Below are 22,160 nucleotides of genomic sequence, written 5' to 3' on the forward strand. Positions count from 1 at the left end.
TCAGGACACACACCGAACTGCGGTGCGTTCCTCCCCCTCTGTCGCATGCTCGATTCCCGAGCGCCTGAGAGATTCGGTAGTGATCCGCCGATAGACGGAAGCCACAGCCTTTCCCCGTCGGCGGGTGGGTTGTCCCACCGCTTTCCAGAGGCGTCGGAGCCCGTACGGTCCTTGGTGCCTGAGAGATTGACGGGGAGGTATTGCTCCTTCGGCGCCCTGATCCCGCTCACGACTGACCTTTGAGACAAAGACTGAAACAAAGACAAGTTCGGTGAATCGGTATCCGAGGCTCTCCCGTACGCCGGCGACGCAGGCCCAGTCTAGTTGACCGAAACGCCTACCTGCACCGTGGCATCCTCCAAAGAGATGTGACGTGCGTTATCCGGTTTTGCGGCTGGCGCGATTCTTGCGTCGCGAAGCCAACTCGTCTTCCGGGTTGGGATCGCTTTCGCCGCCGTCAGCCCGCTCGGCTGGGAAGTCGGCGATCGTTCCGGTGAGTTCACGCATCGCTCCACTGACTGCGATGCCGAATACACCCTGCCCACCCTGGAGGAGGTCGACGACCTCTTCGGGAGACGTGCATTCGTACACGGTGGTGCCGTCGGAGAACAGGGTGATGTTGGCAAGATCGCGGACGCCACGCTTACGGAGGTGATCGACGGCAACGCGGATGTTCTGCAGTGAGATGCCGGTGTCGAGCAGACGCTTCACGATCTTCAGAACGAGGATGTCCTTGAAGGAGTACAGACGTTGGCTACCGGATCCGGCAGCGCCACGGATTGACGGAACAACCAACGACGTCCGTGCCCAGTAGTCGAGTTGGCGGTACGTGATCCCGGCGATCTGGCACGCACTGGGTACTCGATATCCGACGAGGTCGTCGGGGATGGAATCGTCCGGGAACAGGCCTGGCTGCAGCTCTTCGGAAGACATTTCTGCAGTCGGCTCGGCACTATCGGCTATGCCCGTTCCGCGCTCATTCGACTGTTCTTCCACTGCCGTCTCCCTCTCGCTTCGCCATCATGTAACCAACCTGTGCTATCAGCAGTCACGAGAATCCCGTGCCGACCGAACTTTCAGATGTGAATCCAAGGCAGGTAATTCCATGAGTGGACTTACCCAGAGTACGCCTCGATCGACAAGGCGAGAAGATCTCCACCGCACGCAACGGTAAGACCACGAGGGTGCTCGGTCAACGCAACACGCCGACCGAGACTCAACCTCTACTTGAGAGTTGAAGACTAAAGCCTGATTACGGACAAACAGGACTAACCGTCAGTGGCTTTGAAGTCGTCCGGCGAGATGGTGTCAAGGAATTCCTTGAACTTCTCGACCTCGTCTTCGCGCTCGTCAGGAATGACCAGACCGGCCTCGGCGAGAACAGCCTCCGACGCGAAGATCGGAACGCCGATGCGCAGGGCCAATGCAATCGAGTCCGACGGACGTGCCGAGACGGTGGTCTGCTCGTCGAAGACGAGATCCGCGTAGAAAGTGCCCTCTTGCAGGTCCACGATCCGCACTTCCTTGAGGCTCCGACCGAATGATTCGATCAAGATCTTGATCAGGTCGTGAGTCAGCGGCCGCGCCGGCTCGACTCCCTGTTGTTCGAGAACAATCGCGGTAGCTTCGGTTTGCCCGATCCAGATCGGCAGGTACCGATCGCCGTCGGACTCTCGCAGCAACAGGACCGGCTGATTCTGAGGCTGCTCGACACGAACTCCGATCACACGCATTTCGCCCATCGAGCTTGCCTCCAACCTGACGTGATCCAGCCGACCGACTCCGATGCGGTCGTACTGAAATTCTATTCGAGTGTGCCCCGCTGATCGAGGAACTCAGCGATCGAGACTTCCCCGAACCGCCGACTTGACCAGACATGTGTGCAAAGTCAGCGACAGCGCAGCCAGTTCCCGGACCATTTCCTCGGCACGATCACGTGCTCCGGCGTCACGACCCTTGGCAACCGGTCCGGCGATCTGGGTCACGAGTCCCGCTTCACGATCAGCAGCCAACTTGAACGCCCGCAGATGACGAACCTCCAAGCCGTACTCGGACATCGCCTTCGCGGTGCGCGCCAGCGTCACGGCGTCCTCGTCGAAGAAGCCCGCTGCGCCGGGAACGACCAAACCGGTACGGATCAGATCGGTCAGAAACCGATCGTCGATGTCGGCGCGAGCGAGAAGGTCCTGACGACCGACTCGAACTTCGCGATCGACCCGGAAAGCCTCGGGTGAGACATCGCCCGTAGCGATCGACAGGACGCGAGCACGACGAGGCGCAGGAACTTCTGCACTCACCGTCGCTGCGCCGCTGTCGATCGCTTCGAGTTGTTCTTTGATCACTTTGAGCGGCAGGTACTGATCACGTTGAGCGGTCAGCACGAAGCGAAGACGCTCGCAGTCCTCGACAGAGAATCTGCGGTATCCCGACGGTGTCCGTTGTGGGCTGATCAAACCCTCGGACTCGAGGAAACGGATCTTCGAAATCGTCACGTCGGGAAAATCTGGACGCAACCGATCCAGCACGGAACCAATCGACATTCCGGGCTGGCTCTGCTGCCGCACTGCCGTCATTAGCTACCCGCACCTGCTGACGACTCGCCGACCTGCGAACCGCCGGCACGAGGGCCGGTGAGGAACACCAGACGGAACTTGCCGATCTGAACCTCGTCACCGTTCGCGAGAACTGCCGAATCGACAGGCTCACGGTTGACGTAGGTGCCGTTGAGGCTTCCGACGTCGACGACGTGGAAATCCGCATCTTCCTGACGGAACTCGGCGTGACGACGGCTGACGGTCACGTCGTCGAGGAAGATGTCGCTGTCCGGGTGCCGACCTGCCGACGTCGTCGGCTGATCGAGCAAAAAGCGGGATCCTGCATTCGGTCCCCGCTTGACCACCAGAAGGGCGGCTCCGGCGGGAAGGCCTTCCACGCCCGAAACCGGCTGCTCGGCGGCCGGTGCTGCAGAGGAGGTGTTGTCGAGCTCATTGAGGAAGTCCGCACGGAAAACCGAAGTGGTCTCCGCCGGCGACTCCCCATAGCCCGCGTCGTTACCGTTCTCGCTCACTGTTTCTCCTCCTGGGTCAATCATCCAGATCATGAATCACTGGACTACGCAGTGCACTTTCTTCACGAGCATCTTTCACAGTCACGTTCGATACGGCCCTGCGCCCCGACTCGGCACATGCGTACCTAACGACCGTACCCTGCGCAGACCGCCGCGTGCAGCGAGACAGGCCGCGACACAACACGAGTTGGCCGGTCCACGCGCAGGTTTTCTACTCGGACGTGAGTCCCTTGTATGCCTCCGCGTCCAGCGTTGCCGCGAGTGCGGCGTCGAGTGTGGCCTCGTCGACGACCTCGAGCTCGACCAACCAACCCGTGTTGTACGGATCGGTGTTGACGAGGTCAGGCTGTCCGTCCAATTCACCGTTGGCTGCAAGAACTTTCGCAGTGAACGGAGCAAAGATGTCGGAGACGCTCTTGGTCGACTCGACCTCACCGAGCGATTCACCGGCGGTCACGTCTTCGTCGACAGCAGGAAGCTGGACGAACACGACGTCACCGAGCTGCGACTGAGCAAAGTCGGTGATACCGACTCGAACTGAGGTCGGGCCGGTCCGCTTCACCCACTCGTGCTCCGCGGTGTAGCGCAGATCGGTAGGTGTATCGAGCTCACTCACAGTGGCTTCCTTTCACAGGCCGTCCGAAAGTCGGACGCAAAAGATCAATTTCCGGGTTGAGCGTATTGGCGCGGATTCAATTGTCGCAAGACGGAGATCGTGACCTGCTGCGATTGGTCGACTGAGGAAGTTCCGCCGTTGCGTGCGACGTTGTCGAAAACGCCTCCGGGAATGTTCAACGCTGCTGCCAACGTCGGTGGATCCCCGATCGCGGTCACAGTGTACGGCTGCTCGATCCGGGTTCCGTCCAATTCGATCTCGCCGCCGCGCCCACTCACCCACGAGTTCACGCCGATACGAATGGGTTCGCCGTTCGCACCTGCGATCGAGATGGCTTCGGCACCGGCAGCACGTAGTTCCTGGATGAGATCGAGAATCACTTCGGAGCCGACGCCCCCTGCTGGATCCGTCAGGGTCATCGTCACACCCGGTCCGGTAGCAGGAGCGGTCCCCACCTGAATGGAGAGCGAGGTCAGCCGCGCCCGCGCCTCGTCGAGCGCTGCTCCGGTGTTGCCGCCGGCTTCCAAAGTGGCAAGCGATTCCTGAAGATTCGCGACTTCCTGCCTCAGCGCGGCTTCACGCCGATTCAAGTTGTCGAGAACCACCAGGAGGTCGGCAGGGCGCGCGGCGTCGAGTGAATCTCCGGCCACGGTGCTGCGTACCTGTGTGGCAATCGCGACGCCGAGCACACCCAGGAGCACGGCGGCGAGGATCGCGAACACGACGTTCGTGCGATGTTTCGACGGCGAACGCAACTCGTGACGACCTTCACCCGTAGTCGTCACTGGCGGTTCTTCGGGGTCAGTCGTGGCGTGGTCGGACATGGCTCACGCTCCGAACAGTCGTCGTCGCAATGCCGCTGCGTTGCCGAAGATCCGGATACCCAGCACGACGACGATTGCCGTCGAGAGTTGAGTACCCACACCCAACTGATCGCCGAGCCAGACGATCAACGACGCGACGAGCACGTTGAAGACGAAGGAGACCACGAACACCTTTGCGTCGAATATCTCGTCCAGATACGCGCGTAGTCCGCCGAAGACGGCGTCGAGTGCCGCAACGACAGCGATCGGAAGATAGGGCTGGATGACGTCGGGGACCTGCGGGCTGAAAACGACGCCCAAGACGATGCCGACGACCAGTGCTGCGAGTCCGTACAGGGCGGAACCGGCCTTCATCGAACTCCTTCTGTCACTTGGGTTCTGTGGGTTCTGTTGCCACCCGGACCGCACGAGGCGTCGCGGGTGGCAGTGTCAACGAGTCGTCCTCGGCCACTGCGAAACCGACTCCGTACAGTTGCGAGACGCTCGACATTCTCACGTAGGCGTCGCTGACGACGAACTCTCGCTGCAGCGCGCGCGTGTCGCCGATCGCCTCGACGCGGTACGGCGAGAAGACAGGTTGGTTGTCGACGAGCATCGCGCCGCCGGCCTGACGGATGGTCACCGTCGGCCCGATTCGCACGCCGCCGACGGCGATTGCCTCCGCTCCGCCAGCCCACAGGGCGTTGACGACGGTCTGCAGATCGCGATCGAGGACAACTGTCTTACCGCCGACGCTGCGCTGGGACGCATCCGAGAGGTTCGGGCGCCCGGCCGGGTCCGTCAACGTCACCACCAGCCCCTCCCCGTGAACAGCTTCGGCTCCTGCGCCGGATTCGACCGCTCGCAATTGATCGAGGACCGCGCTGCCTCTGGCATCGCCTTCGAGCGCCAAGCCACGGGCGGCGTCGACGTCGCCGCCGAGTGAATCGCGGGACGCGGCCAGCGAATCGATTCGATCCTCCGCGTCACGGACCTTGGCGACCAACTCGCTTCGAACCTCCTCGGTGCCGGTCACCTGCTTGGTGGCCTGAACTGCAGAGACCGTGACGATGAACCCGATCAACAGTGCACCGAGGGCCAGCCACGGCCCCGTCTTCGAGGATCTGTTCGTCGTGTGCTCGTGTTGGCGTTCGAATGCCGTCGCTTCGTAGCCCGGATCGAGATGTTCGGTCATGAGCGACCGAAGCAGCGACGGTACCGGGTTACGACGGACGTCCTCCCCGGTCGACTTCATCGGCGCACGACCTCGTGCGTTCGCGCAACGTCAACGGCTTTGAGCACGTAGATCGCAGCAGTCCACACGTACAGGACGGTTCCCCAGATCAGGAAAGCGAAACCGAAGGCATGGGTGAACGGTCCGATGGCCCAGTCTCCGTGTCCGGCAAGAATCAAGGGCAGAGCGAACATGAGCAGGAAGGTCGCGGCCTTGCCGAGGTAGATGACCTCGGGCGGTGGCAGTCCACGCCGGCGGTAGATCGGCAGCGTCAACGCGAGTAGAAGATCACGGCCGATCAAAATCGCCGCGACCCACCAGGGAATGAAATCGCGGGCAACGAAGGTGACCAGTGTCGTCACGACGTACAGGCGATCGACCAACGGGTCGAGAAGCGCTCCCAGACGCGAGGTCTGCCCGAGCACCCTGGCCAACTTGCCGTCGAGCCAGTCGGTGAACCCGCTGAGCATCAGCAGCGCCAATGCCCAGCCGTCCGAGTGCGTGACGAGCAGCAGGTAGGCGAACAGCGGCAGAGCGAGTAGACGCACGATACTGAGCACGTTGGGAACAGTGAGAATCCGATCCGTGGGGACCAGTTCTTGTTCGCCAGAGTTCACTGCACACACCTCGCGTCTTTCGATTGCCGTGCGGCCAGCTTTCCACAGCACGACGGACTATTCGCCGAGGCGCCGTAGCCCGAACTGTCCCGAGCGTGTCGAGCCGACCTTATCGCCAGGCGAACACCGGCTGCTCGAGGTTGTCGATGCGCGTGTTCCGTCCGTTCAGCACTTCGCGGAACTGATAGATGACGGCTCCGGTCGGCGCATGGATCAGGCTCGTTCGGAAAGGCCATTGGATCACCGGGTTCGGTGATTCCTCGATGGTGACGAATCGCGAGTCCACGTCGAGCTCCTCCGACGTCACGGCATACACCTGGGCCACCTCGTCGGGATTGGGTACCAGTCCCCCGATGTCCTCACCGGACCAGACGACGAACGGTCGGATCACAAATCCCGAACGGGTGACGTAGTCGTCGAGCCGGCCGATGATGTTCGACTCAGGGACGTCGACGCCCAACTCTTCGGACAGCTCCCGAACCGCTGCTTGTTCGGAAGACTCACCCGGGTCGACGCTTCCGCCTGGCAACGCGAACTGACCGGGGTGAGCGCGCATCTTGCTCGGCCGCTTCGTCACCGGGAACACGGGTGTTCCGTCCGCACTCCGCATGACGACGATGACCACCGACGCCGAGCGCCTTCCGTCCAATTCGACCGACCGAGGTTCGAAAGCGGCAAGTGAGGCGACCAGGTGGTCCCGATTCAGTAAATCTCCGTTCACCATGGCTCGACAGTAGCGCCACGAGACTGAGACCCCCAGTCAGTCTGGTCCATTTTGACCGCTTCGCCTGATTATCGGTCTGTATTCCTGTCATGCTGAACAGGCAGAATCCACCGTGCGGTATGGCGAGAAGAGAACCTCGATGGCTGAGCAGTCCCAGACCCCCACCCCGCAGACCGACCAGAGCGCGCCGGGCGCGCCGAACCGGGCCTCTCGCTTTGCCTCCGACGCGCTGAGCGTCCTGCGGCGCGTGCCGTTCACCTCGATCGTCGTGCTCACCATCACCATCGTCGGGATCGCGACCGGCGCCTTGTGGAATCACGTCCGTACCTACTCGTGGTTCGACGACATCGCCTACGGAGTCCCTGCCTTGCAGGAAGGTAAGTGGTGGACCCTCGTCACGGGTTGGTTCTTCGGCTTGACGCCGGGTCAGTATGTTTCGATCATCGTCGTTTTTGCCTTCGCGGTCGGCTGGTGCGAGTGGCGCCTGGGAACCAAGAACGCGGCCATCGTCACGATCAGCGGTCAGTTGGCGGGCGAACTGGGTGCATCGCTCCTCCTCTGGGCGGGCAGCCACACCGATTGGGATTGGGCTCGCAACCTCGCCACCCACCGCGACGTCGGTGTCACCACCGCCATCATCGCCGCACTCGCCGCGACCACCGCAACTCTGCGCTCGCCTTGGCGAATGCGAGTGCGCGCCATCCTGTGCGCGTACATCGCGATCGCCTTTCTCTTCGAAGGTCGCCTCGCCGACGTACAGCACCTCATCGCGGTCGCGATCTTCCTCCCGGTCGGCGAAAAGTTCTTCGGCGACGGAGAGCGCGGCTTCATCCCCCGAACCCGACGCGAGATCCGTCTGCTCGGATTCATCGGCCTGCTCCTGATCGGAGTGGTCGAGATCGCCGTGTGGTTGTTCCCCGGCAGTGGACCCTTCGGGCCGACGGAAGCCGAAACCGGTTCGGGCTGGACCGCATTGGTCGACGTGATCATCGTTGCACTGATCGCGGATCAGTTGCGACGAGGTCGCCGCTGGGCCTGGTGGGTTGCCGTGGTGTTCGGCTCTCTGACGGTCTTGACCACCGCCCTCGTCCTCGGTTCGGTCATCTTCTTCGACTACGAAAGCGCCGGAGCCGTCACGGTCGGTACCGCGCTGCTCTGGCTTCTCGAACTCATCTTGCTGATCAAGGGCCGTCACGCTTTCCACGTGCCGATGCGGCGCAAGATTCGAGGCGGACCGCTGTCCGGGAACGATCCTCGCGCCGCCGCTCGGGAACTGCTCAAACAGCACGGCGGCGGAACCATGTCGTGGATGACGACGTGGGACGGCAACAGTTACTACTTCGGCGAGTCGGGTGAGAGCGTCGTTGCATTCCAACGGCATGTCGGTGTCGTCGTGGTGCTGGCCGATCCGATAGCGAGCCCCGAGCGACTTGCCGCGGCGGTCGACGAGTTCACGACGATGTCCGAAGCCAACGGCCTCACTCCCTGCTTGTTCTCCGTAGGAAAGGAAACAGCCGATGCCGCCACCCGGCGGGGGTGGCGCACCGTTCAGGTCGCCGAGGACACGATCGTCGACCTGCCGGAATTGCAGTTCACCGGAAAGTCCTGGCAGGACATCCGTTCGGCACTCAACAAGGCCAAGAAGGACGACATCACCTTCCGGATGACAACACTGGCAGACGAACCGTTCTCCGTATTGGCTCAGGTGCGCGCTATATCCGAGGAATGGGTGGGCGACAAGGGACTACCCGAGATGGGGTTCACCCTCGGCAGCGTCGAAGAGGCGCTCGATCGCGACGTCCGGGTCGGTTTGGCCGTCGACCCGACGGGAAGTATTCACGGCGTCACCTCGTGGTTGCCGGTGTACGGCGAAGGCGGCGTTGTCCGGGGTTGGACGCTCGACGTCATGCGTCGACGCCCGGACGGCTTCCGGCCGGTGGTCGAGTTCCTCATCGCATCGTCGGCCCTCGAATTCAAAGAACAAGGTGCCCAATTCGTCTCACTGTCCGGCGCGCCACTGGCCCGCAGCGACGACGGCGCCGACGCCGCATCGATGGACCGCCTGCTCGACATGCTCGGAGCCGCGATGGAACCGCTCTACGGCTTCCGGTCTCTTCACGCGTTCAAGAAGAAGTTCAAGCCGAGATACGAACCCGTTTTCCTGTGTTTCCGCGACGAGGCCGACCTGCCTCGAATCGGAATCGCGCTCACGCGTGCTTACCTTCCGGACGCGACGGCTCCTCAGCTGATCAAGCTCGCCACCAGCAAGAGCTGACGCCGTGCGGTCCTGGTTCGAGCACACGGTCGTCGACACCGGCAGACTCCCGCTGTTCTTCCTTCTGCTCGCCTTTGTCCTGACGTTCCTGTTCATTCGGTTCAGCGTTCGAATGATCCGAGCTGAGGTCTCGTGGTGGCCAGGCAATGTCACGCCCGGTGGAATGCACATCCACCACATGGTTTTCGGTTTGATGATGATGCTCGTGTCCGGCTTTGCCTTCATCGCTCTGGCCGACTATCACACCCCGATCGCCAACTGTGTTCTTGCGTCGGTGTTCGGTATCGGCAGCGCGCTGGTCCTCGACGAGTACGCACTCGTGCTACATCTGCGCGACGTCTACTGGGCCGAGGAGGGGCGCTCGTCCATCGACGCGGTGTTCGTTGCCATCGCGATCTCGTTCCTTTTCCTTCTCGGAGTCCACCCGATCGGGTTCGCGGGAGAGTTCGACCCGTATGAGCAGGACCGTAGCCTGGCGACGTTGATCGGCGTTGTCGTCGCGATCGTGATCCAACTCGGACTCGCCGTGATCACGTTGATGAAGGGCAAACTCTGGACCGGCTTGATCGGACTGTTCTTCACCCCGCTTCTGTTGGTCGGAGCAATTCGGTTGAGTCGCCCGGGTGCGCCGTGGGCGCGTTCGCGTTACCGCGACAAGCCCGCGAAGATGAGCCGGGCAGTCGCCCGTGAGCAGCGGTATCGCGAGCCGATGATCCACGCGAAGATCTACGTTCAGGAAACGGTGTCAGGAAGTTTCGGTTCCACTCCTCCGACCCCACCACCACTCCCCGTCGTCGACACCACGACGCCTACGACGAAAGTCGGACTAACACGGCGGCTTTCGGACAGAATTCGCTGGCGCCGAACTCGCCGACGATTACGAACAGTCCCGGTCTGGCGCCTCCCCGTGATCCTCGTCGTGCTGTCCGTCGTCACCGCGAACATCCTCGTCGGGATCGACGGAGACCTGGTGAGCGACGGCGACGTCGGTACCATTTCCGAGGGCGTGGACGCCGGTGCCACCGCAACGCTGCTCAGCGTCATCGCCGGCGGGATGATCACTCTCACCGGTCTGGTGTTCACCGCCATCACCCTCGCAATGCAGTTCGGCGCATCGCAGATTTCGGTGCGGGTGGTCCCGATGCTTGCGCAACAGCGAGTGATGCGGTGGTCGATCGGCATGTTTCTGGCCACGTTCGTCTTCTCCTTGATCATTGCGCTCGATCTGGCGCTCGATTCGGAGAATTCCTCACCGACCATCTCCACGGCGATCGCACTGCTTCTGGCATTGGCCAGTGCGATCCTGTTCATCGCGTTGGTGGCGAAGGTCGGGTCGATTCTCAATTCCAGTCGGTTGCTGCGTTGGATAGCGGCCCAAGGTCGCAGCGCGACGATTCGTGCCTATCCGCTGTACGAGGACTTACCTTCCGGCGCACCGAAACCCAGTCAGCCGCTCCCACTCCCCCAACCGCGCGAGTCCGAAACCTCCGAGAGCGCCGACGCACTGGTGATTCGCCTGCGCCACCTCTCACCCGACGGCCGGATTCTGCTGGCGATCGATCTCGCACGACTGCAGCGGTTGGCGAGCCGCTGGGACGTCTCGGTCGAGGTCGTCCCCAGCATCGGCGAGTTCGTCGCCCAGAACGCGCCCCTCTTCGAGGTACGCGGACCGTCGCTGAAGGTACGTCCTGACACCTTGATGTCGTGCTTGATCTTCGGTGACACGCACAGCCCGGTCGTCAGCCCCGGTGCAGCGCTTCAGTCGATCGTGGACATCGCGCTCAAGGCGCTGTCACCCGCCATCAACGACCCGGGCCGAGCCGTGCAGGCTCTCGACCACATCGAAGATCTTCTGGTACTTCTCGCCCCGCGGGTCCGCTTCGACACGTCAACCTCGGATCTCACGCTGATCCGAGGGCAGCAACGCACCTGGACCGATTACGTGTCCGTCGCCACCGACGAGATCCGGCACTTCAGTACCAATTCCGCGCAGGTCCAGCGTCGTCTACGCGCGGTATTCGCCACCTTGCTCGAAGCCTGCCCGCCGGACCAGCACCCTCCGCTACTCGAGCGCGTCGACGCACTCGATGCGCAATTGACCCGAGAATGGACCGGCGCACTCGACCTTCGGCTCGCGAGTGTGGCAGATCCGCAGGGATTGGGCTCCGAAGCCGGGGCGACCGGAAGAATTCACCCGCTGATCATCGGGTCTTCGGAACTTCCAGACGAACGTTCATCCGGGCAGGCCGAGTCGCGTTCCCAGCCAACCTAATTGACTCGCCAATCCAGCCGACCACACCTGGAAGCTGTGTCCTCCGTCGACCTCGGCGTACTGGACGTCCATCCCTGCGGCTTTTGCGGCTTCGTAGAGCGTTTGAAGACCTGGGCGGTAGTCGTTGTCCTGTTTGCCGACCACGAACACTCCGGCGCTGTCGGGGAACTTCTTCTCCCGGAGCAGATCCTGCGGATTCACTGCCACGAACGCGGCTTCGTTACCGCCGAACGCTGCATCGACCGTCTGCTTCCGATCACCGAGGGTGGGTTCGATCTGACCGGACAGATCCAGGAACGTCGGATATACCGCGGGGAAGTTCGTTGCCATCTGGAACGCGCAGGTACCGCCGTAGGAAAGTCCCCCGATCGCCCACTTCCTCGGGTCGGGATCCACCTGGAGGTTCCCGCGCACCCAGTCGGGGACATCGCGCGAAAGGTACGTTGCGACGTTCCCGAGTTGGGAATCGACGCAGAGCGGATTCGCCAGTTCCGACCCGGTCCCGTCAGCAACGACGACAACGGGAGCCAAGCCCGAATGCGCAGCGGCGTAGGCATCCATGGTCTGGACGAGACGTCCGCCCTGTAGCCAGTCCTCGGGCGCGCCTGGTTGGCCGGCAAGCAGTACCAACACCGGCAACTCCGGTCGTGGGTTGGTGAAATACGCGGGCGGTAGGTAGATCTCGGCGTCGCGGGCGCTGAATCCGGAGACCGTCCCCGCAATCGTGACCGTGCTGACCTTGCCGGCCGACGGCATGTCCGCTGGAGCCTTCCATTGCGAAACCGGTACCGCCCCGTCCTTGCCGTCGTCCAGGTCGGCGAGTGAAACCTTCTCCGCGTCCGAGAGTCCCAGCGCTGTTCCCAACGTCGGATACGACTGGAACTGCAGATTCACGTGAGCCGCGCTCGACACGACCACCAGGAGCACGGAGACCACGGTGAGCACGCGGCCGTCGATCCGCGTCGCCGCAAAGACCCGCGAAACACCCAGCAGCACGCCGAGAATGCCCAACCCGATCCACACGTAGACCGGACGGGCAATCGGATCGGGGAACGGGTGCCACACCTTCTCGATCAGCCAGTACAGCACGAGAGTGATCGCAATTGCCGCGACGATGCAGACCGGAATCGAGATCAGCACGTGACGCCTCGATCTCGAGAAGATCAGCCACAGAAGTGCCAGAATTCCGAGCACCGTCACCACGGGCGGAACCGGGCCCGTGACCAGCGACAGATCCGTGATCGTGTGCACGTCGTCTCCCGTCGCAGCCCTGTTTAGACAATATCCAAGAACAGGACATTTCGGAGCTGATGGCGTCAGATCACTGCGTTCGACGCCTGGGCACGTAGGTCTCGGGCCAGGTGATCCCGACGCTCGAGAACAAGCCTCCGCAGCGACGCGGGCGCCTCCGCATTGGCCTGGATCCAGGAATCGACAGCAGAGGTGTCTTCAGCTGCCGGGAAGAGCCCGTTCACCAACCGTCGCGCGATCTCGATGCTGCGTTCGGACCACCACTCCCCCAGGGACGAGAAGTACTCGACCGCATATCCCTCGATCAACGACGGGTCCGTGCCCGAACGGAATCCGGCGATCGTCGCATCCAGGCGGTCGTTCGAGAGTGAGGCATCGGTGGTCGCCGACGCCCAGGCAGCCGCCTTGGTCTCGGCATCGGGAATCGACGCCGCGGCGCGGACGTACGCCGTTCGACCCGCTGACGTGCTGTCCTTGCTCAGCTCACTGTCAAAGTCGCTTACACTCGCATGCCCGGTCGCGGACAGGGCGATCCACAATGCCCACCGCAGATCAGGATCGAGAGCCAGTCCGACCGGTCCCGGGCACGTGCCGTCGAGTATCGACCGCAGCTCGCCGGCACGAGCATCGTTGACCGCTGCTGCGGCCGACAGAGCCCGTGCCCACGCCAGCTGTCTTCCGGACTCCGGTTCGGCTTCGAACACCGCCTTCCAGGTCGTTTCCAACCAGCCCGCACTGACATTGGGCCGCAAGCTTTTCGGAACGTAGTGAAGAACCGCGTATTGGGCATCGGTCAGGATCGCGCTGAGAATCGCAAGATCTGTCTCTGCGGGAGCGAATCGTTCCACCATGTCGAGGTATCGGAACACCGAGAGCTGCGCATCGCGCACCGAGTTCCACAGCGACGACCAGATCACACCGCGCGCAAGCGGATCGCTCACGCGGTCCAGGGACGCCTCGACCGTGGACAGAGATTCCGCGTCCAATCGCACCTTCGCGTAGGTGAGGTCTTCGTCGTTGAGCAGTGTGAGCGCTCCGGGCGGAAGGTCAACCGACGTGCGGGATTCGGTGATGTCGAGTTCGACGCGTTCGGTGCGAACAAGATCTCCGGACTCGTTGTAGTCGTAGATTCCGACTGCGAGCCGGTGCGGCCTCGGGTCCGTCTGGACCAGGTCTGTTCCGTCGAGCGACAGCGTGGACACTCCGGTGGTCTGCAACCAGATTCGGGCCCATTCGCGCACATCACGTCCAGAAGTCTCCGCGAGCACGTCGAGCAGATCAACAAGCGTGGTGTTCCCGAAGGCGTGGGCCTTGAAGTACCGTCGTGCCGCTTCGAAGAACGCGTCACGGCCGACGAAAGCCACGAGTTGCTTGAGGACACTAGCGCCCTTGGCGTAGGTGATTCCGTCGAAGTTCAGCTTTGCAGCTTCGAGATCGACGATGTCGGCGACGATGGGATGCGTGGTCGGCAGCTGATCTTGGAGGTACGCCCACGCCTTTCGCTTGATGGCAAATGCTACCCAGGCATCGGTGAAGCGAGTGGCTTCGGCGCTGACCAGCGATCCCATGAAGTCGGCGAAGGATTCCTTGAGCCACAAGTCATCCCACCAGACCATGGTCACGAGATCGCCGAACCACATGTGCGCCATTTCGTGCAGGATCGTGTTGGCGCGACGCTGATGCTGCTCGTCGGTTGCGGTGCCGCGGAACACATACGCCTCGGTGAAGGTCACCAGTCCCGGGTTCTCCATGGCGCCGAGGTTGTACTCGGGGACGAAGATCTGGTCGTACTTGCCGAACGGATACGGATAGTCGAAGTGCTCGGCGTAGAAGTCCAGCCCCTGACGGGTGATGTCGAAAACATTGTCCGCATCGAGATGAGGAGCCAAAGACGCCCGGCACAAAGCGCCCAACTCGACAGTGAGTTCGCCGCGACTCCACGACGAGGCCACGCGGTGATACGGCCCGGCCGCGATCGCGGTGATGTAAGTCGAGATCGGCAGCGTCGGCGCGAAAGTGACGCGTTGCGCACCGTCGACGGAGAGAGTCCGTGTCGCGGGCTGATTCGACAGGACTTCCCAGCCGTCAGGTGCTATCACCTCGAATGTGAAGGGCGCCTTGAGGTCCGGTTGCTCGAAGCAGGCGAAAACACGCCTGGCATCGGCGGGCTCGTATTGCGTGTACAGATACGTCTGATCGTCAGCGTCGTCGACAAATCGGTGCAGCCCTTCGCCGGAACGGCTGTAGTGGCCGTGTGCTGCCACCCGAACGACGTTCGATCCGCCGAGTCCGCGCACCACAATCCGGGACCCGTCGTACTCCACCGGAATGGACGCACCGTCGACCTCTACGGAATCGACTGCAGCACCGATGAAGTCGAGCCACGTGGACTCCGCCGACGACTTCAGATCAATTGTCGTGACGGTCGAAAAGGTCTTCGCGGCAGAGTCCGCCGCCGATCGCAGATCCAACTCCACCCGGTACCCGGTGACGTCGATGGTTCGAGATCGTTCGGCGACTTCGCTTCGATTCAGGTTCGCAGTACTCACGCACTCGATCCTGCCAGGCCGCACGCGGCGATGTGAGCCGCAGTGTGCCTATCCCTTGAAAGCGCCCTGCCAGACGGTGTCGAACGGCGTGTGTGCCGAGACGCGGCCTTCGATGCCCGCCGTGACGAACTTCTTGGCCAGAGCGACGGCTTCTCCCACGTCGGCGCCCTTTGCCAGTTCGGCGGTCACCGCGGCGGCCAGCGTGCAACCGGCACCCGAGACGCGCTCTTCGCCGACCTTGGGGGCGGAGAGAACCGTCACGTCGGTGCCGTCGAACAACACGTCGACGGCGTCGCCACCGGCGAGTTCGACACCACCCTTTGCGAGCACGTACTTGGGTCCGAGGTCGTGGATACGACGTGCCGCCTCGATGAGGTCGTCCACGCTTTCGATACTGTCCATTCCGGCGAGGGTGCGTGCCTCGAACAGGTTGGGTGTGACGACGGTGGCGAGCGGGAGGATCGAATCACGAAGTGCTGTATCGGTATCGAGAGCCGCGCCGGGCTCCTGGCCCTTGCAGATCAGGACCGGGTCGAGGACGACGTGGCGCCAGGACTGCCGACGCAGACCCTCTGCCACAACCTCGATCGTGGCGGGAGTGCCCAACATGCCGATCTTGACGACGTCCAGATCGTGAGCCGCAGTGGCAGCCTCGATCTGATCAGCGATCACGTCAGGAGCGATCGGCACGAAGCGATGACCCCAGTTGTTCTTGGGATCGAACGAGACGATGCATGTGGTGGTCGCTACGCCGTAGACGTCCAATGCCTGGAACGTCTTCAGGTCGACCTGCAGGCCGGCACCGCCAGTCGCTTCGGACCCAGCGATGACATAGGCGAGGTCAACCACAGCACAATCTCCTTCTTCGGACTTTCGAAACGTGCGTGGATGGCCACGAACGCGGGGCCCAGTTTATCAACCGTTCCGACGTCTGGTTTTCGGCTATGCGGGCACCGGAGTTCCCCACGCGACGTCGTTGTCCTCGTAACCGAAGGGTGGACCGACGAACTCGCCGCCGCAGGTGATCAGCGCGAGGGTTTCCGGTCCGTCGAGGCTGTTCAATCGCTCGACCGGCAGCTCGCCGTCTTTGCCATAGTGATCGACCGCGTCGATACGGTAGTTCCAGGTCTGTCCCCCGGCGCCCGCCACGGTCACGATCGAGCCGATTTCCAGTGTCGAGAACTTCTTTCCGAAACCGTCACCCTGATAGATGTCGTTGATGTGTCCGGTGATCACCACGGTGCCCGCGCCCGAACCCGGGAATGCCGAATCTGCCCACCATCCGATCTCACTGACATCCTCGGGCGGAATGAGCGAGCCGTCTGTCGTCGTCTTGATCGACAGAACGTCAGCGGTGCTGTCGACTATGCGAAGCGTGGTCGGGACATCCGGACCGTCGACCACAGCGCGAATCTCTGGCCGCAAATCTTGTTGGCCGGTCGCGAGGACGCGGGTCGGCGAGTCACCGTCGTCGGAACATCCGCCGATCAAGAGCATTGTCGCCACTACTGCAGCGGCCCATGTTCGACGGACCGTGGATCCAGGTGCCGCTGTCACGGGCGAGAAGTCGGGCCGGACGGAATCTGGGAAATTGGTACTCGGTTTCCGACGTCACGACCGGGAAGTGCGTCACCGGAATCCCCACCGTTCCCACCGGAACCGTCACCACCGACGTTCCCGCCACCGCTTCCATTCCCGCCGCCGCCGGAGCCCGGGCCGGGGCCGGGGCCGGGGCATTCACCTCCCGGATCGGTGGTGTCGCCTGCCAAGACAATCTTGACTGCCGAGAGGTTGACTGTCTGGTTCTGTGCCACTTGTCCAGGAGTTGTGACGTCGAATGCGAGCTTGGCACGAACCGGAATGACCGAGCCGTCGTCGGCATCGGTGACCGTCGATCCTGAGCGACCGAGGTCTTGGGTCAACGTCATTCTGGAGATCAAATCCTGATCTCCGGTCAAGCCGGCGCCGTCGATCCGAAGGGTCCCTCGGACGGGACTTCCGTGGGCTCTGATCGTCACCGATGCGCGAAACTCGAGGATGTCTCCCGGCACTGTCCGCCAAGCCTCGATCGAGTTGATCTTCGTTCCCGGTGAACCAGTCGAGATGTCGTACCAACCGTCTATCACTGCCGGATCGAGTGACATCGAATTGTCGTTGATCTCGGGAGTGCACGCGTGAGTGAGTGCGACCGGTGCTGCCGACCCCACCGCGGGAAGTGCCGTCGATACAACAGCTGCCAAGACGAAGGCCGTCGCGGAGATGCCCGCGGAACGCCTGCCGAAGATCGTCATTCTCTCGCTACTCTTTTCCGCGGACCGTAGCTTCCGGTCAATTCAGTCAAAATACCAGTACAGCTGGACAAATAGGTCGAATTCCGTGCCGAATTCTTCTTGTTTTCTGTGAACTTCGGTTACGAGCAATTCCTCCGCACACGCGTTCCGGCAAGGGGTACATCGCATCAACAGGGGCCAGAAGTTACATTTCGCCCGTACATCGGAGCAGAACGCACTGATTTCTCACCGAACCGGACCGGCATTTCCGTTTCACGGCAGTCGGCCGGTGGAACAACGATCGGTACAACGTGCCGGGCACGTGTCCGGTCACCCCACCGAATCAAGGGAAACCGCCATGTCGGATACAACGTCAGTCAAGCAGGGTTTCGCGGTAGGAACATCAATCGGGGCAGCAGTCATCCTGGTGACGGTCGGCATCGTGCAGTTCTTTCAAGGACTCGCTGCCGTCGCCGAAAACGAAGTGTTCGTAGTCGGGATCGACTACGTCTATCAATTCGACCTGACGACGTGGGGTTGGATCCATCTCGTGCTGGGCGCGCTCGTCGCTCTCGTCGGTCTCGCACTGTTCACCGGAACGGCGTGGGCACGGGTATCGGCAGTCGTGATCTGTGCGATCTCGATCATCGCGAACTTCTTGTGGCTGCCGTATTACCCCTGGTGGTCGACTCTCATCATCGCGCTGAACATCGTCGTGATCTGGGCTGTGTCGACATGGAAGCCCACCCAGACGACGCACGCCGCTGCGCATGCACCGACAACGCCGACTCAATCTGTTTGAGTTGAAAGCATGTGTAGGTGGATGGCGTATTCGGGAGAGCCGATACTGGCTAATGACTTGCTGTTCAGGCCACAGCACTCGCTGATCGACCAGAGCCTGCATTCTCAACTCGGGGCAACGACGACGAATGGTGACGGCTTCGGAATCGGTTGGTACGGGGAGGGGTCCCAACCAGCAGTGTTCAAGAGCATCGAACCCGCGTGGAACGACTCGAACCTGCGCGAGGTCACCTCTCAACTGCGCACCCCTCTCATGTTCGCCCACGTGCGCGCTTCGACGGGCACTGCGGTGCAGCGCAGCAACTGCCACCCATTTCGGCACGGCAATTGGTTGTGGATGCACAACGGTTCACTACGCGGATTCCACGACATGAAAAGGGAATTGGTGACTGCCATTGATCCGTCGCTCTTTCCGGATCTCGAAGGATCGACGGACTCGGAAACCTTGTTCTTCCTCGCACTGACATTCGGCCTGACCGACGATCCGTTCGAAGGTGTCGCGAGGGCCGTTGGATTTGTCGAGCACACGGCTCGCTCGCAGGGAATCGACAATCCGGTCCAGATGACCGTTGCTACGTCGGATGGCGTCTCCACCTGGATCTTTCGCTATTCGAGCGAGAACCGATCGAGGTCACTGTTCTTCTCCACCGAGATCTCCACGTTGCGCAAGCTCCATCCTGAGGTGGATGCCCTGCACCATCTGAGTGAGGAGACCCGAATCGTCGTATCCGAGCCTCTGCGCGACCTTCCTGGAGCATGGAACGAGGTTCCCGAGTCCGCCGCAGGCGTCATTCGGCCCGGACGGGACGAGATGCGGAACTTCGCGCCGATCCCCGCGGCCTGAATTCCTCACACGGGCAGACGTAGCTATGAAATAGCTTGCGCTCGAGTTGTTTTCACGACCACCTAGCAAGCCAAAACTCGGCGCGCTAGTTACGCGAGAGGATGAGCCGGAACGCCAGGCGAGCCTTCTCAGTGTCCGGAGTGCCACCGGTGAGCAAATCGTTGTAGATGAACGACTCACCCACGCGAACCAGCAGATATGCCATGTCCTCGACGGGCAGGTCAGGCCGAATCTGCTCCGGTATTTCGGCTTCGATCAGCCTCCGCACGGATTCGACCATCGTCCCCTGAATCGGCCCGAGTCCAGTAGTGAGTATGCATAACGCCTTCTGCGGCTCGCGAGTCAAATATGCCCGGAAGAATTCGGTCTCGATCGTCGCCCGCGCATGGTAAGTGAGGACGTCGACAACCCTTGACACCCCGCTTCCGCCGCACTCCGCGAGGCCCATTCGCCACGTTCGACGCGCCAGAGAATCGAGTACGTCCCCGGTAATCGTGTCGCGATTCCCTGCGCGCCGGAACAACGTAGTCCGATCCACGCCCAACTCGGTAGCCAAAGCATTCACATCGAGCGGTTTTCCGGCTGCGAACTGTCGGCGGGCAGCACTCAACGCCTCCGCGCGAACGTCACGTGTCTCGGCCATGCAGTGAATGTATCCCTGACGACGTGCTGGTCGGTAGCCGGAGACAGTGAACGAGAACCATCAACGACAATCGTTGCAACATTCATTGACTTTGTTGCAGGTGAGTGTTTATGGTTCCCCGGTACGTGATTCCAGTCACAACAATTCAGTTGTTTACGGAGGAATGCGATGAACGATCACCAGTGGACGACTCGACGATGAGCCCACTTCTGCAAGTCCGAGATCTCACGGTTGACATTGGGACAGAAACGATTTCGAACAGGCTCCTCGACGGTGTGAGCTTCGAGTTGGGAGCCGGCGAGGTCACCGGCCTCGTGGGCGAGAGTGGGAGCGGAAAGACACTGACCGGACTCGCTCTGCTCGGGCTCTTGCCACGCACGGCGACAGTCAACGGAAGTATCCGCTTCGAGGAACGGGAACTTGTCGGCCTGCCCGCCGCCGAGTTGAGGAAAATACGCGGTCGCGACGTCAGTATGGTGTTCCAGGACCCGAGTTCGGCGCTCAATCCCTCCGTCAGCATCGGTCGCCAGATCGTCGATGTATTGAAGGCCCACCGCGACATCACGAAGGCCGACGCGGAGGACGTAGCTACAGATCTTCTCCACCAGGTCGGTCTGGCAGACCCGAACAGAACCTTGAAGTCGTACGGATACGAGCTTTCCGGTGGGATGTGTCAGCGGGTGATGATCGCGATGGCCCTGGCGTGCGGTCCGAAGTTGCTGATCGCAGACGAACCGACAACAGCGCTCGACGTGACGATCCAAGCTCAGATTGTCGATCTCCTTCGAGAACTGGCCGAACAACGCGATCTTGCCGTGTTGTTGATCAGTCACGACCTAGCGGTTGTCGCCGAGGTCGCGGATCGAGTAGTCACGATGTTTCGCGGCGAAATCGTCGACGTCGCGCCGCGGGACGCGCTGCTTCGCCGGCCCGCGCATCCGTACACGTTCAGCCTTCTCGAAGCGGCACGATCGACCTTCGAAGACATCTCCTACCGATCACCCAAGTTTCGAGGCGATTTCACCACCAGCGCCCGTGCTGACGGCGTGGGTTGCCGATACGTCGCCCGGTGCAACTACTCCGAGGAGCGTTGCGCATCCGATCATCCACTTCTGATCGGATCACCGGAATCGGCAACGAGATGTCATCGCAGTTCCGAACTCCAGTTGCTCGGACTGGTGAGCTGATGCGCAACACCGACATCATCGTCGATGTTCGGAATCTGGCCGTCGAGTACGGACGAGGGCGCAAAACTCTTCGAGCGGTCGACGACGTCAGCTTCTCCGTGCACAGAGGTGAAACCCTGGCGATCATCGGTGAATCAGGGTCGGGAAAATCTTCGACGGCCCACGCTCTGGCCGGCCTGGTCGGTACGGCAGCAGGCTCCATCACGACGAACCTCGACAGCCCGGCTTTCGGCAAGGGCGGATCGTCCCATCTCATCTTTCAAAATCCCACGTCGGCTTTGAACACACGGATGGCCTCTTGGGCTTGCGTGGCCGAGCCGATGGCGCCAGGACGCGTACGCATCCCGCAGTCGTTGCGGCCGAAAGCCGTCGAGCTGTTGCGTCGAGTCGGTCTCGGCGCCGAGCTTGCCGACCGTCTCCCGACCCAGCTCTCCGGCGGCCAACGCCAACGCGTGACCATCGCTCGCGCACTTGCCTCCAAGGCACCCTTGATTCTCTGCGACGAACCTGTTGCTTCCCTCGATGTTTCACTGCAGGAAGAGGTGTTGCAACTTCTTGCCGAGCTCCGGGATGAGCACGACCTCACGTACATCTTCATTTCGCACGATTTGGGTTCGGTGGCACGGATCGCCGATCGCGTCGCGGTGATGTACCTCGGGCGAATCGTCGAGATCGGACCGGTTGCCACGGTCCTGAGGACTCCGTCGCACCCCTACACGCAGGCACTTCTCGCCGCGGCCCCGCACATCGAACTCGAGCGCCGCAGTCGTCGAAAAGCATTGGTGCGCGGGGAGTTACCCGACCCTCGTAATCCACCCTCGGGCTGTCGATTCCGCACCCGCTGTCCGTTTGCGATGGATCGCTGCGCGTCGGAATCGCCGGCACTTCGCGCGGCCTCGAATTCCGCACACAGCTCCGCGTGCCATCTATCGTCCCCGGCCACATCGACCGGCATCTCGAACCTGCCGCAGTAAATGCGTGCCGCGTCAGTCTCCCCATTCCGAGAA

General features: G+C 62.0%; 22 protein-coding genes and 1 riboswitch. Of the genes, 6 read left to right on the forward strand and 16 right to left on the reverse strand.

The window, feature by feature from the left end:
- Positions 1–28: 28 nt before the first annotated feature.
- Positions 29–158, reverse strand: a riboswitch (glycine riboswitch).
- A 220-nt stretch (positions 159–378) separates the two neighbouring features.
- The 10 genes from FEZ59_RS16240 to FEZ59_RS16285 form a co-directional block, all read right to left on the reverse strand.
- Entirely contained in the window at positions 379–933 is a 555-nt protein-coding gene (locus FEZ59_RS16240) for a MerR family transcriptional regulator (RefSeq protein WP_021344354.1), read from the reverse strand.
- A 335-nt stretch (positions 934–1,268) separates the two neighbouring features.
- Entirely contained in the window at positions 1,269–1,742 is a 474-nt protein-coding gene (locus FEZ59_RS16245) for a bifunctional nuclease family protein (protein ID WP_003946194.1), read from the reverse strand.
- A gap of 93 nt (positions 1,743–1,835) precedes the next feature.
- The gene (locus tag FEZ59_RS16250) at positions 1,836–2,573 is read right to left on the reverse strand and encodes a MerR family transcriptional regulator (RefSeq protein ID WP_003946161.1); all 738 of its coding nucleotides are present in this window, start codon (positions 2,571–2,573) and stop codon (positions 1,836–1,838) included.
- Positions 2,573–3,067 carry a glycogen accumulation regulator GarA gene (gene garA / locus FEZ59_RS16255; protein ID WP_003946166.1) on the reverse strand — a complete coding sequence of 165 codons (495 nt, stop codon included), beginning with the start codon at positions 3,065–3,067 and terminating at the stop codon, positions 2,573–2,575. Before garA ends, FEZ59_RS16250 begins: the two co-directional genes overlap by 1 nt.
- Before the next feature lie 211 nt (positions 3,068–3,278).
- Positions 3,279–3,683, reverse strand: a complete 405-nt coding sequence (gene gcvH, locus FEZ59_RS16260; RefSeq protein WP_020969688.1) for a glycine cleavage system protein GcvH — start codon at positions 3,681–3,683, stop codon at positions 3,279–3,281.
- A gap of 44 nt (positions 3,684–3,727) precedes the next feature.
- Positions 3,728–4,507, reverse strand: coding sequence for a DUF881 domain-containing protein (locus FEZ59_RS16265; protein WP_021344355.1), 780 nt, complete (start codon positions 4,505–4,507; stop codon positions 3,728–3,730).
- 3 nt (positions 4,508–4,510) lie between these two features.
- Entirely contained in the window at positions 4,511–4,861 is a 351-nt protein-coding gene (locus FEZ59_RS16270) for a DUF1290 domain-containing protein (protein WP_003946178.1), read from the reverse strand.
- A gap of 13 nt (positions 4,862–4,874) precedes the next feature.
- Positions 4,875–5,741, reverse strand: coding sequence for a DUF881 domain-containing protein (locus FEZ59_RS16275; protein WP_019748559.1), 867 nt, complete (start codon positions 5,739–5,741; stop codon positions 4,875–4,877).
- Positions 5,738–6,337, reverse strand: a complete 600-nt coding sequence (locus tag FEZ59_RS16280) for a CDP-alcohol phosphatidyltransferase family protein (RefSeq protein WP_020907837.1) — start codon at positions 6,335–6,337, stop codon at positions 5,738–5,740. The genes FEZ59_RS16275 and FEZ59_RS16280 overlap by 4 nt, the downstream gene beginning before the upstream one ends.
- A 109-nt stretch (positions 6,338–6,446) precedes the next feature.
- Complete coding sequence (locus FEZ59_RS16285; protein ID WP_019748561.1) at positions 6,447–7,061, reverse strand: CoA pyrophosphatase; 615 nt, start codon at positions 7,059–7,061, stop codon at positions 6,447–6,449.
- A gap of 139 nt (positions 7,062–7,200) precedes the next feature.
- Between FEZ59_RS16285 and FEZ59_RS16290 the strand changes: the two genes are divergently transcribed.
- On the forward strand, positions 7,201–9,336 hold the full coding sequence (locus FEZ59_RS16290; protein WP_172932883.1) for a DUF2156 domain-containing protein: 2,136 nt from the start codon (positions 7,201–7,203) through the stop codon (positions 9,334–9,336).
- A 4-nt stretch (positions 9,337–9,340) separates the two neighbouring features.
- A complete protein-coding gene (locus FEZ59_RS16295; protein ID WP_141487245.1) occupies positions 9,341–11,608 on the forward strand; it encodes a DUF2254 family protein in 2,268 nt (755 codons plus the stop codon).
- Here FEZ59_RS16295 and FEZ59_RS16300 read toward each other — a convergent pair.
- The 5 genes from FEZ59_RS16300 to FEZ59_RS16320 form a co-directional block, all read right to left on the reverse strand.
- Positions 11,570–12,859, reverse strand: a complete 1,290-nt coding sequence (locus tag FEZ59_RS16300; protein WP_007731985.1) for an alpha/beta hydrolase-fold protein — start codon at positions 12,857–12,859, stop codon at positions 11,570–11,572. The genes FEZ59_RS16295 and FEZ59_RS16300 overlap by 39 nt on opposite strands.
- Positions 12,860–12,924: 65 nt before the next feature.
- Positions 12,925–15,408 (reverse strand): aminopeptidase N, encoded by a 2,484-nt coding sequence (gene pepN, locus FEZ59_RS16305; protein WP_141487243.1) that lies wholly within the window; start codon positions 15,406–15,408, stop codon positions 12,925–12,927.
- Between the two features lie 48 nt (positions 15,409–15,456).
- Entirely contained in the window at positions 15,457–16,257 is an 801-nt protein-coding gene (gene thiD / locus FEZ59_RS16310) for a bifunctional hydroxymethylpyrimidine kinase/phosphomethylpyrimidine kinase (protein WP_003946192.1), read from the reverse strand.
- A 93-nt stretch (positions 16,258–16,350) separates the two neighbouring features.
- Positions 16,351–16,965 carry a class F sortase gene (locus FEZ59_RS16315; RefSeq protein ID WP_258537308.1) on the reverse strand — a complete coding sequence of 205 codons (615 nt, stop codon included), beginning with the start codon at positions 16,963–16,965 and terminating at the stop codon, positions 16,351–16,353.
- Positions 16,962–17,699, reverse strand: a complete 738-nt coding sequence (locus FEZ59_RS16320; RefSeq protein ID WP_047888131.1) for a hypothetical protein — start codon at positions 17,697–17,699, stop codon at positions 16,962–16,964. The genes FEZ59_RS16315 and FEZ59_RS16320 overlap by 4 nt, the downstream gene beginning before the upstream one ends.
- 337 nt (positions 17,700–18,036) lie before the next feature.
- Here FEZ59_RS16320 and FEZ59_RS16325 point away from each other — a divergent pair, with 337 nt between their 5' ends.
- Positions 18,037–18,480, forward strand: coding sequence for a hypothetical protein (locus FEZ59_RS16325; RefSeq protein WP_020969697.1), 444 nt, complete (start codon positions 18,037–18,039; stop codon positions 18,478–18,480).
- A gap of 21 nt (positions 18,481–18,501) precedes the next feature.
- Positions 18,502–19,323, forward strand: a complete 822-nt coding sequence (locus FEZ59_RS16330) for a class II glutamine amidotransferase (RefSeq protein WP_141487242.1) — start codon at positions 18,502–18,504, stop codon at positions 19,321–19,323.
- An 85-nt stretch (positions 19,324–19,408) separates the two neighbouring features.
- Here the strand turns inward: FEZ59_RS16330 and FEZ59_RS16335 are convergent, their stop codons facing one another.
- Positions 19,409–19,966 carry a QsdR family transcriptional regulator gene (locus tag FEZ59_RS16335; RefSeq protein WP_020907848.1) on the reverse strand — a complete coding sequence of 186 codons (558 nt, stop codon included), beginning with the start codon at positions 19,964–19,966 and terminating at the stop codon, positions 19,409–19,411.
- 275 nt (positions 19,967–20,241) lie between these two features.
- Between FEZ59_RS16335 and FEZ59_RS16340 the strand changes: the two genes are divergently transcribed.
- Complete coding sequence (locus FEZ59_RS16340; RefSeq protein WP_241841158.1) at positions 20,242–21,153, forward strand: ABC transporter ATP-binding protein; 912 nt, start codon at positions 20,242–20,244, stop codon at positions 21,151–21,153.
- Positions 21,153–22,127: an ABC transporter ATP-binding protein gene (locus FEZ59_RS16345; RefSeq protein WP_020907850.1), complete on the forward strand. Its 975-nt coding sequence runs from the start codon at positions 21,153–21,155 to the stop codon at positions 22,125–22,127. Before FEZ59_RS16340 ends, FEZ59_RS16345 begins: the two co-directional genes overlap by 1 nt.
- Positions 22,128–22,160 lie beyond the last annotated feature (33 nt).

Origin of the sequence: Rhodococcus sp. MS13 (genome assembly GCF_013277835.1) — a bacterium.
Lineage (GTDB): Bacteria > Actinomycetota > Actinomycetes > Mycobacteriales > Mycobacteriaceae > Rhodococcus_F > Rhodococcus_F erythropolis.

What these genes read in the sequence shown, in the direction of transcription:
- FEZ59_RS16335 (WP_020907848.1), bottom strand. Translation starts at nt 19,966, where the DNA reads ATGGCCGAGACACGTGACGTTCGCGCGGAGGCGTTGAGTGCTGCCCGC.
- FEZ59_RS16275 (WP_019748559.1), bottom strand. Translation starts at nt 5,741, where the DNA reads ATGAAGTCGACCGGGGAGGACGTCCGTCGTAACCCGGTACCGTCGCTG.
- FEZ59_RS16330 (WP_141487242.1), top strand. Translation starts at nt 18,502, where the DNA reads ATGGCGTATTCGGGAGAGCCGATACTGGCTAATGACTTGCTGTTCAGG.
- FEZ59_RS16250 (WP_003946161.1), bottom strand. Translation starts at nt 2,573, where the DNA reads ATGACGGCAGTGCGGCAGCAGAGCCAGCCCGGAATGTCGATTGGTTCC.
- FEZ59_RS16325 (WP_020969697.1), top strand. Translation starts at nt 18,037, where the DNA reads ATGTCGGATACAACGTCAGTCAAGCAGGGTTTCGCGGTAGGAACATCA.
- FEZ59_RS16245 (WP_003946194.1), bottom strand. Translation starts at nt 1,742, where the DNA reads ATGGGCGAAATGCGTGTGATCGGAGTTCGTGTCGAGCAGCCTCAGAAT.
- FEZ59_RS16345 (WP_020907850.1), top strand. Translation starts at nt 21,153, where the DNA reads ATGCGCAACACCGACATCATCGTCGATGTTCGGAATCTGGCCGTCGAG.
- FEZ59_RS16240 (WP_021344354.1), bottom strand. Translation starts at nt 933, where the DNA reads ATGTCTTCCGAAGAGCTGCAGCCAGGCCTGTTCCCGGACGATTCCATC.
- FEZ59_RS16270 (WP_003946178.1), bottom strand. Translation starts at nt 4,861, where the DNA reads ATGAAGGCCGGTTCCGCCCTGTACGGACTCGCAGCACTGGTCGTCGGC.
- FEZ59_RS16290 (WP_172932883.1), top strand. Translation starts at nt 7,201, where the DNA reads ATGGCTGAGCAGTCCCAGACCCCCACCCCGCAGACCGACCAGAGCGCG.
- FEZ59_RS16320 (WP_047888131.1), bottom strand. Translation starts at nt 17,699, where the DNA reads ATGACGATCTTCGGCAGGCGTTCCGCGGGCATCTCCGCGACGGCCTTC.
- FEZ59_RS16285 (WP_019748561.1), bottom strand. Translation starts at nt 7,061, where the DNA reads ATGGTGAACGGAGATTTACTGAATCGGGACCACCTGGTCGCCTCACTT.
- FEZ59_RS16265 (WP_021344355.1), bottom strand. Translation starts at nt 4,507, where the DNA reads ATGTCCGACCACGCCACGACTGACCCCGAAGAACCGCCAGTGACGACT.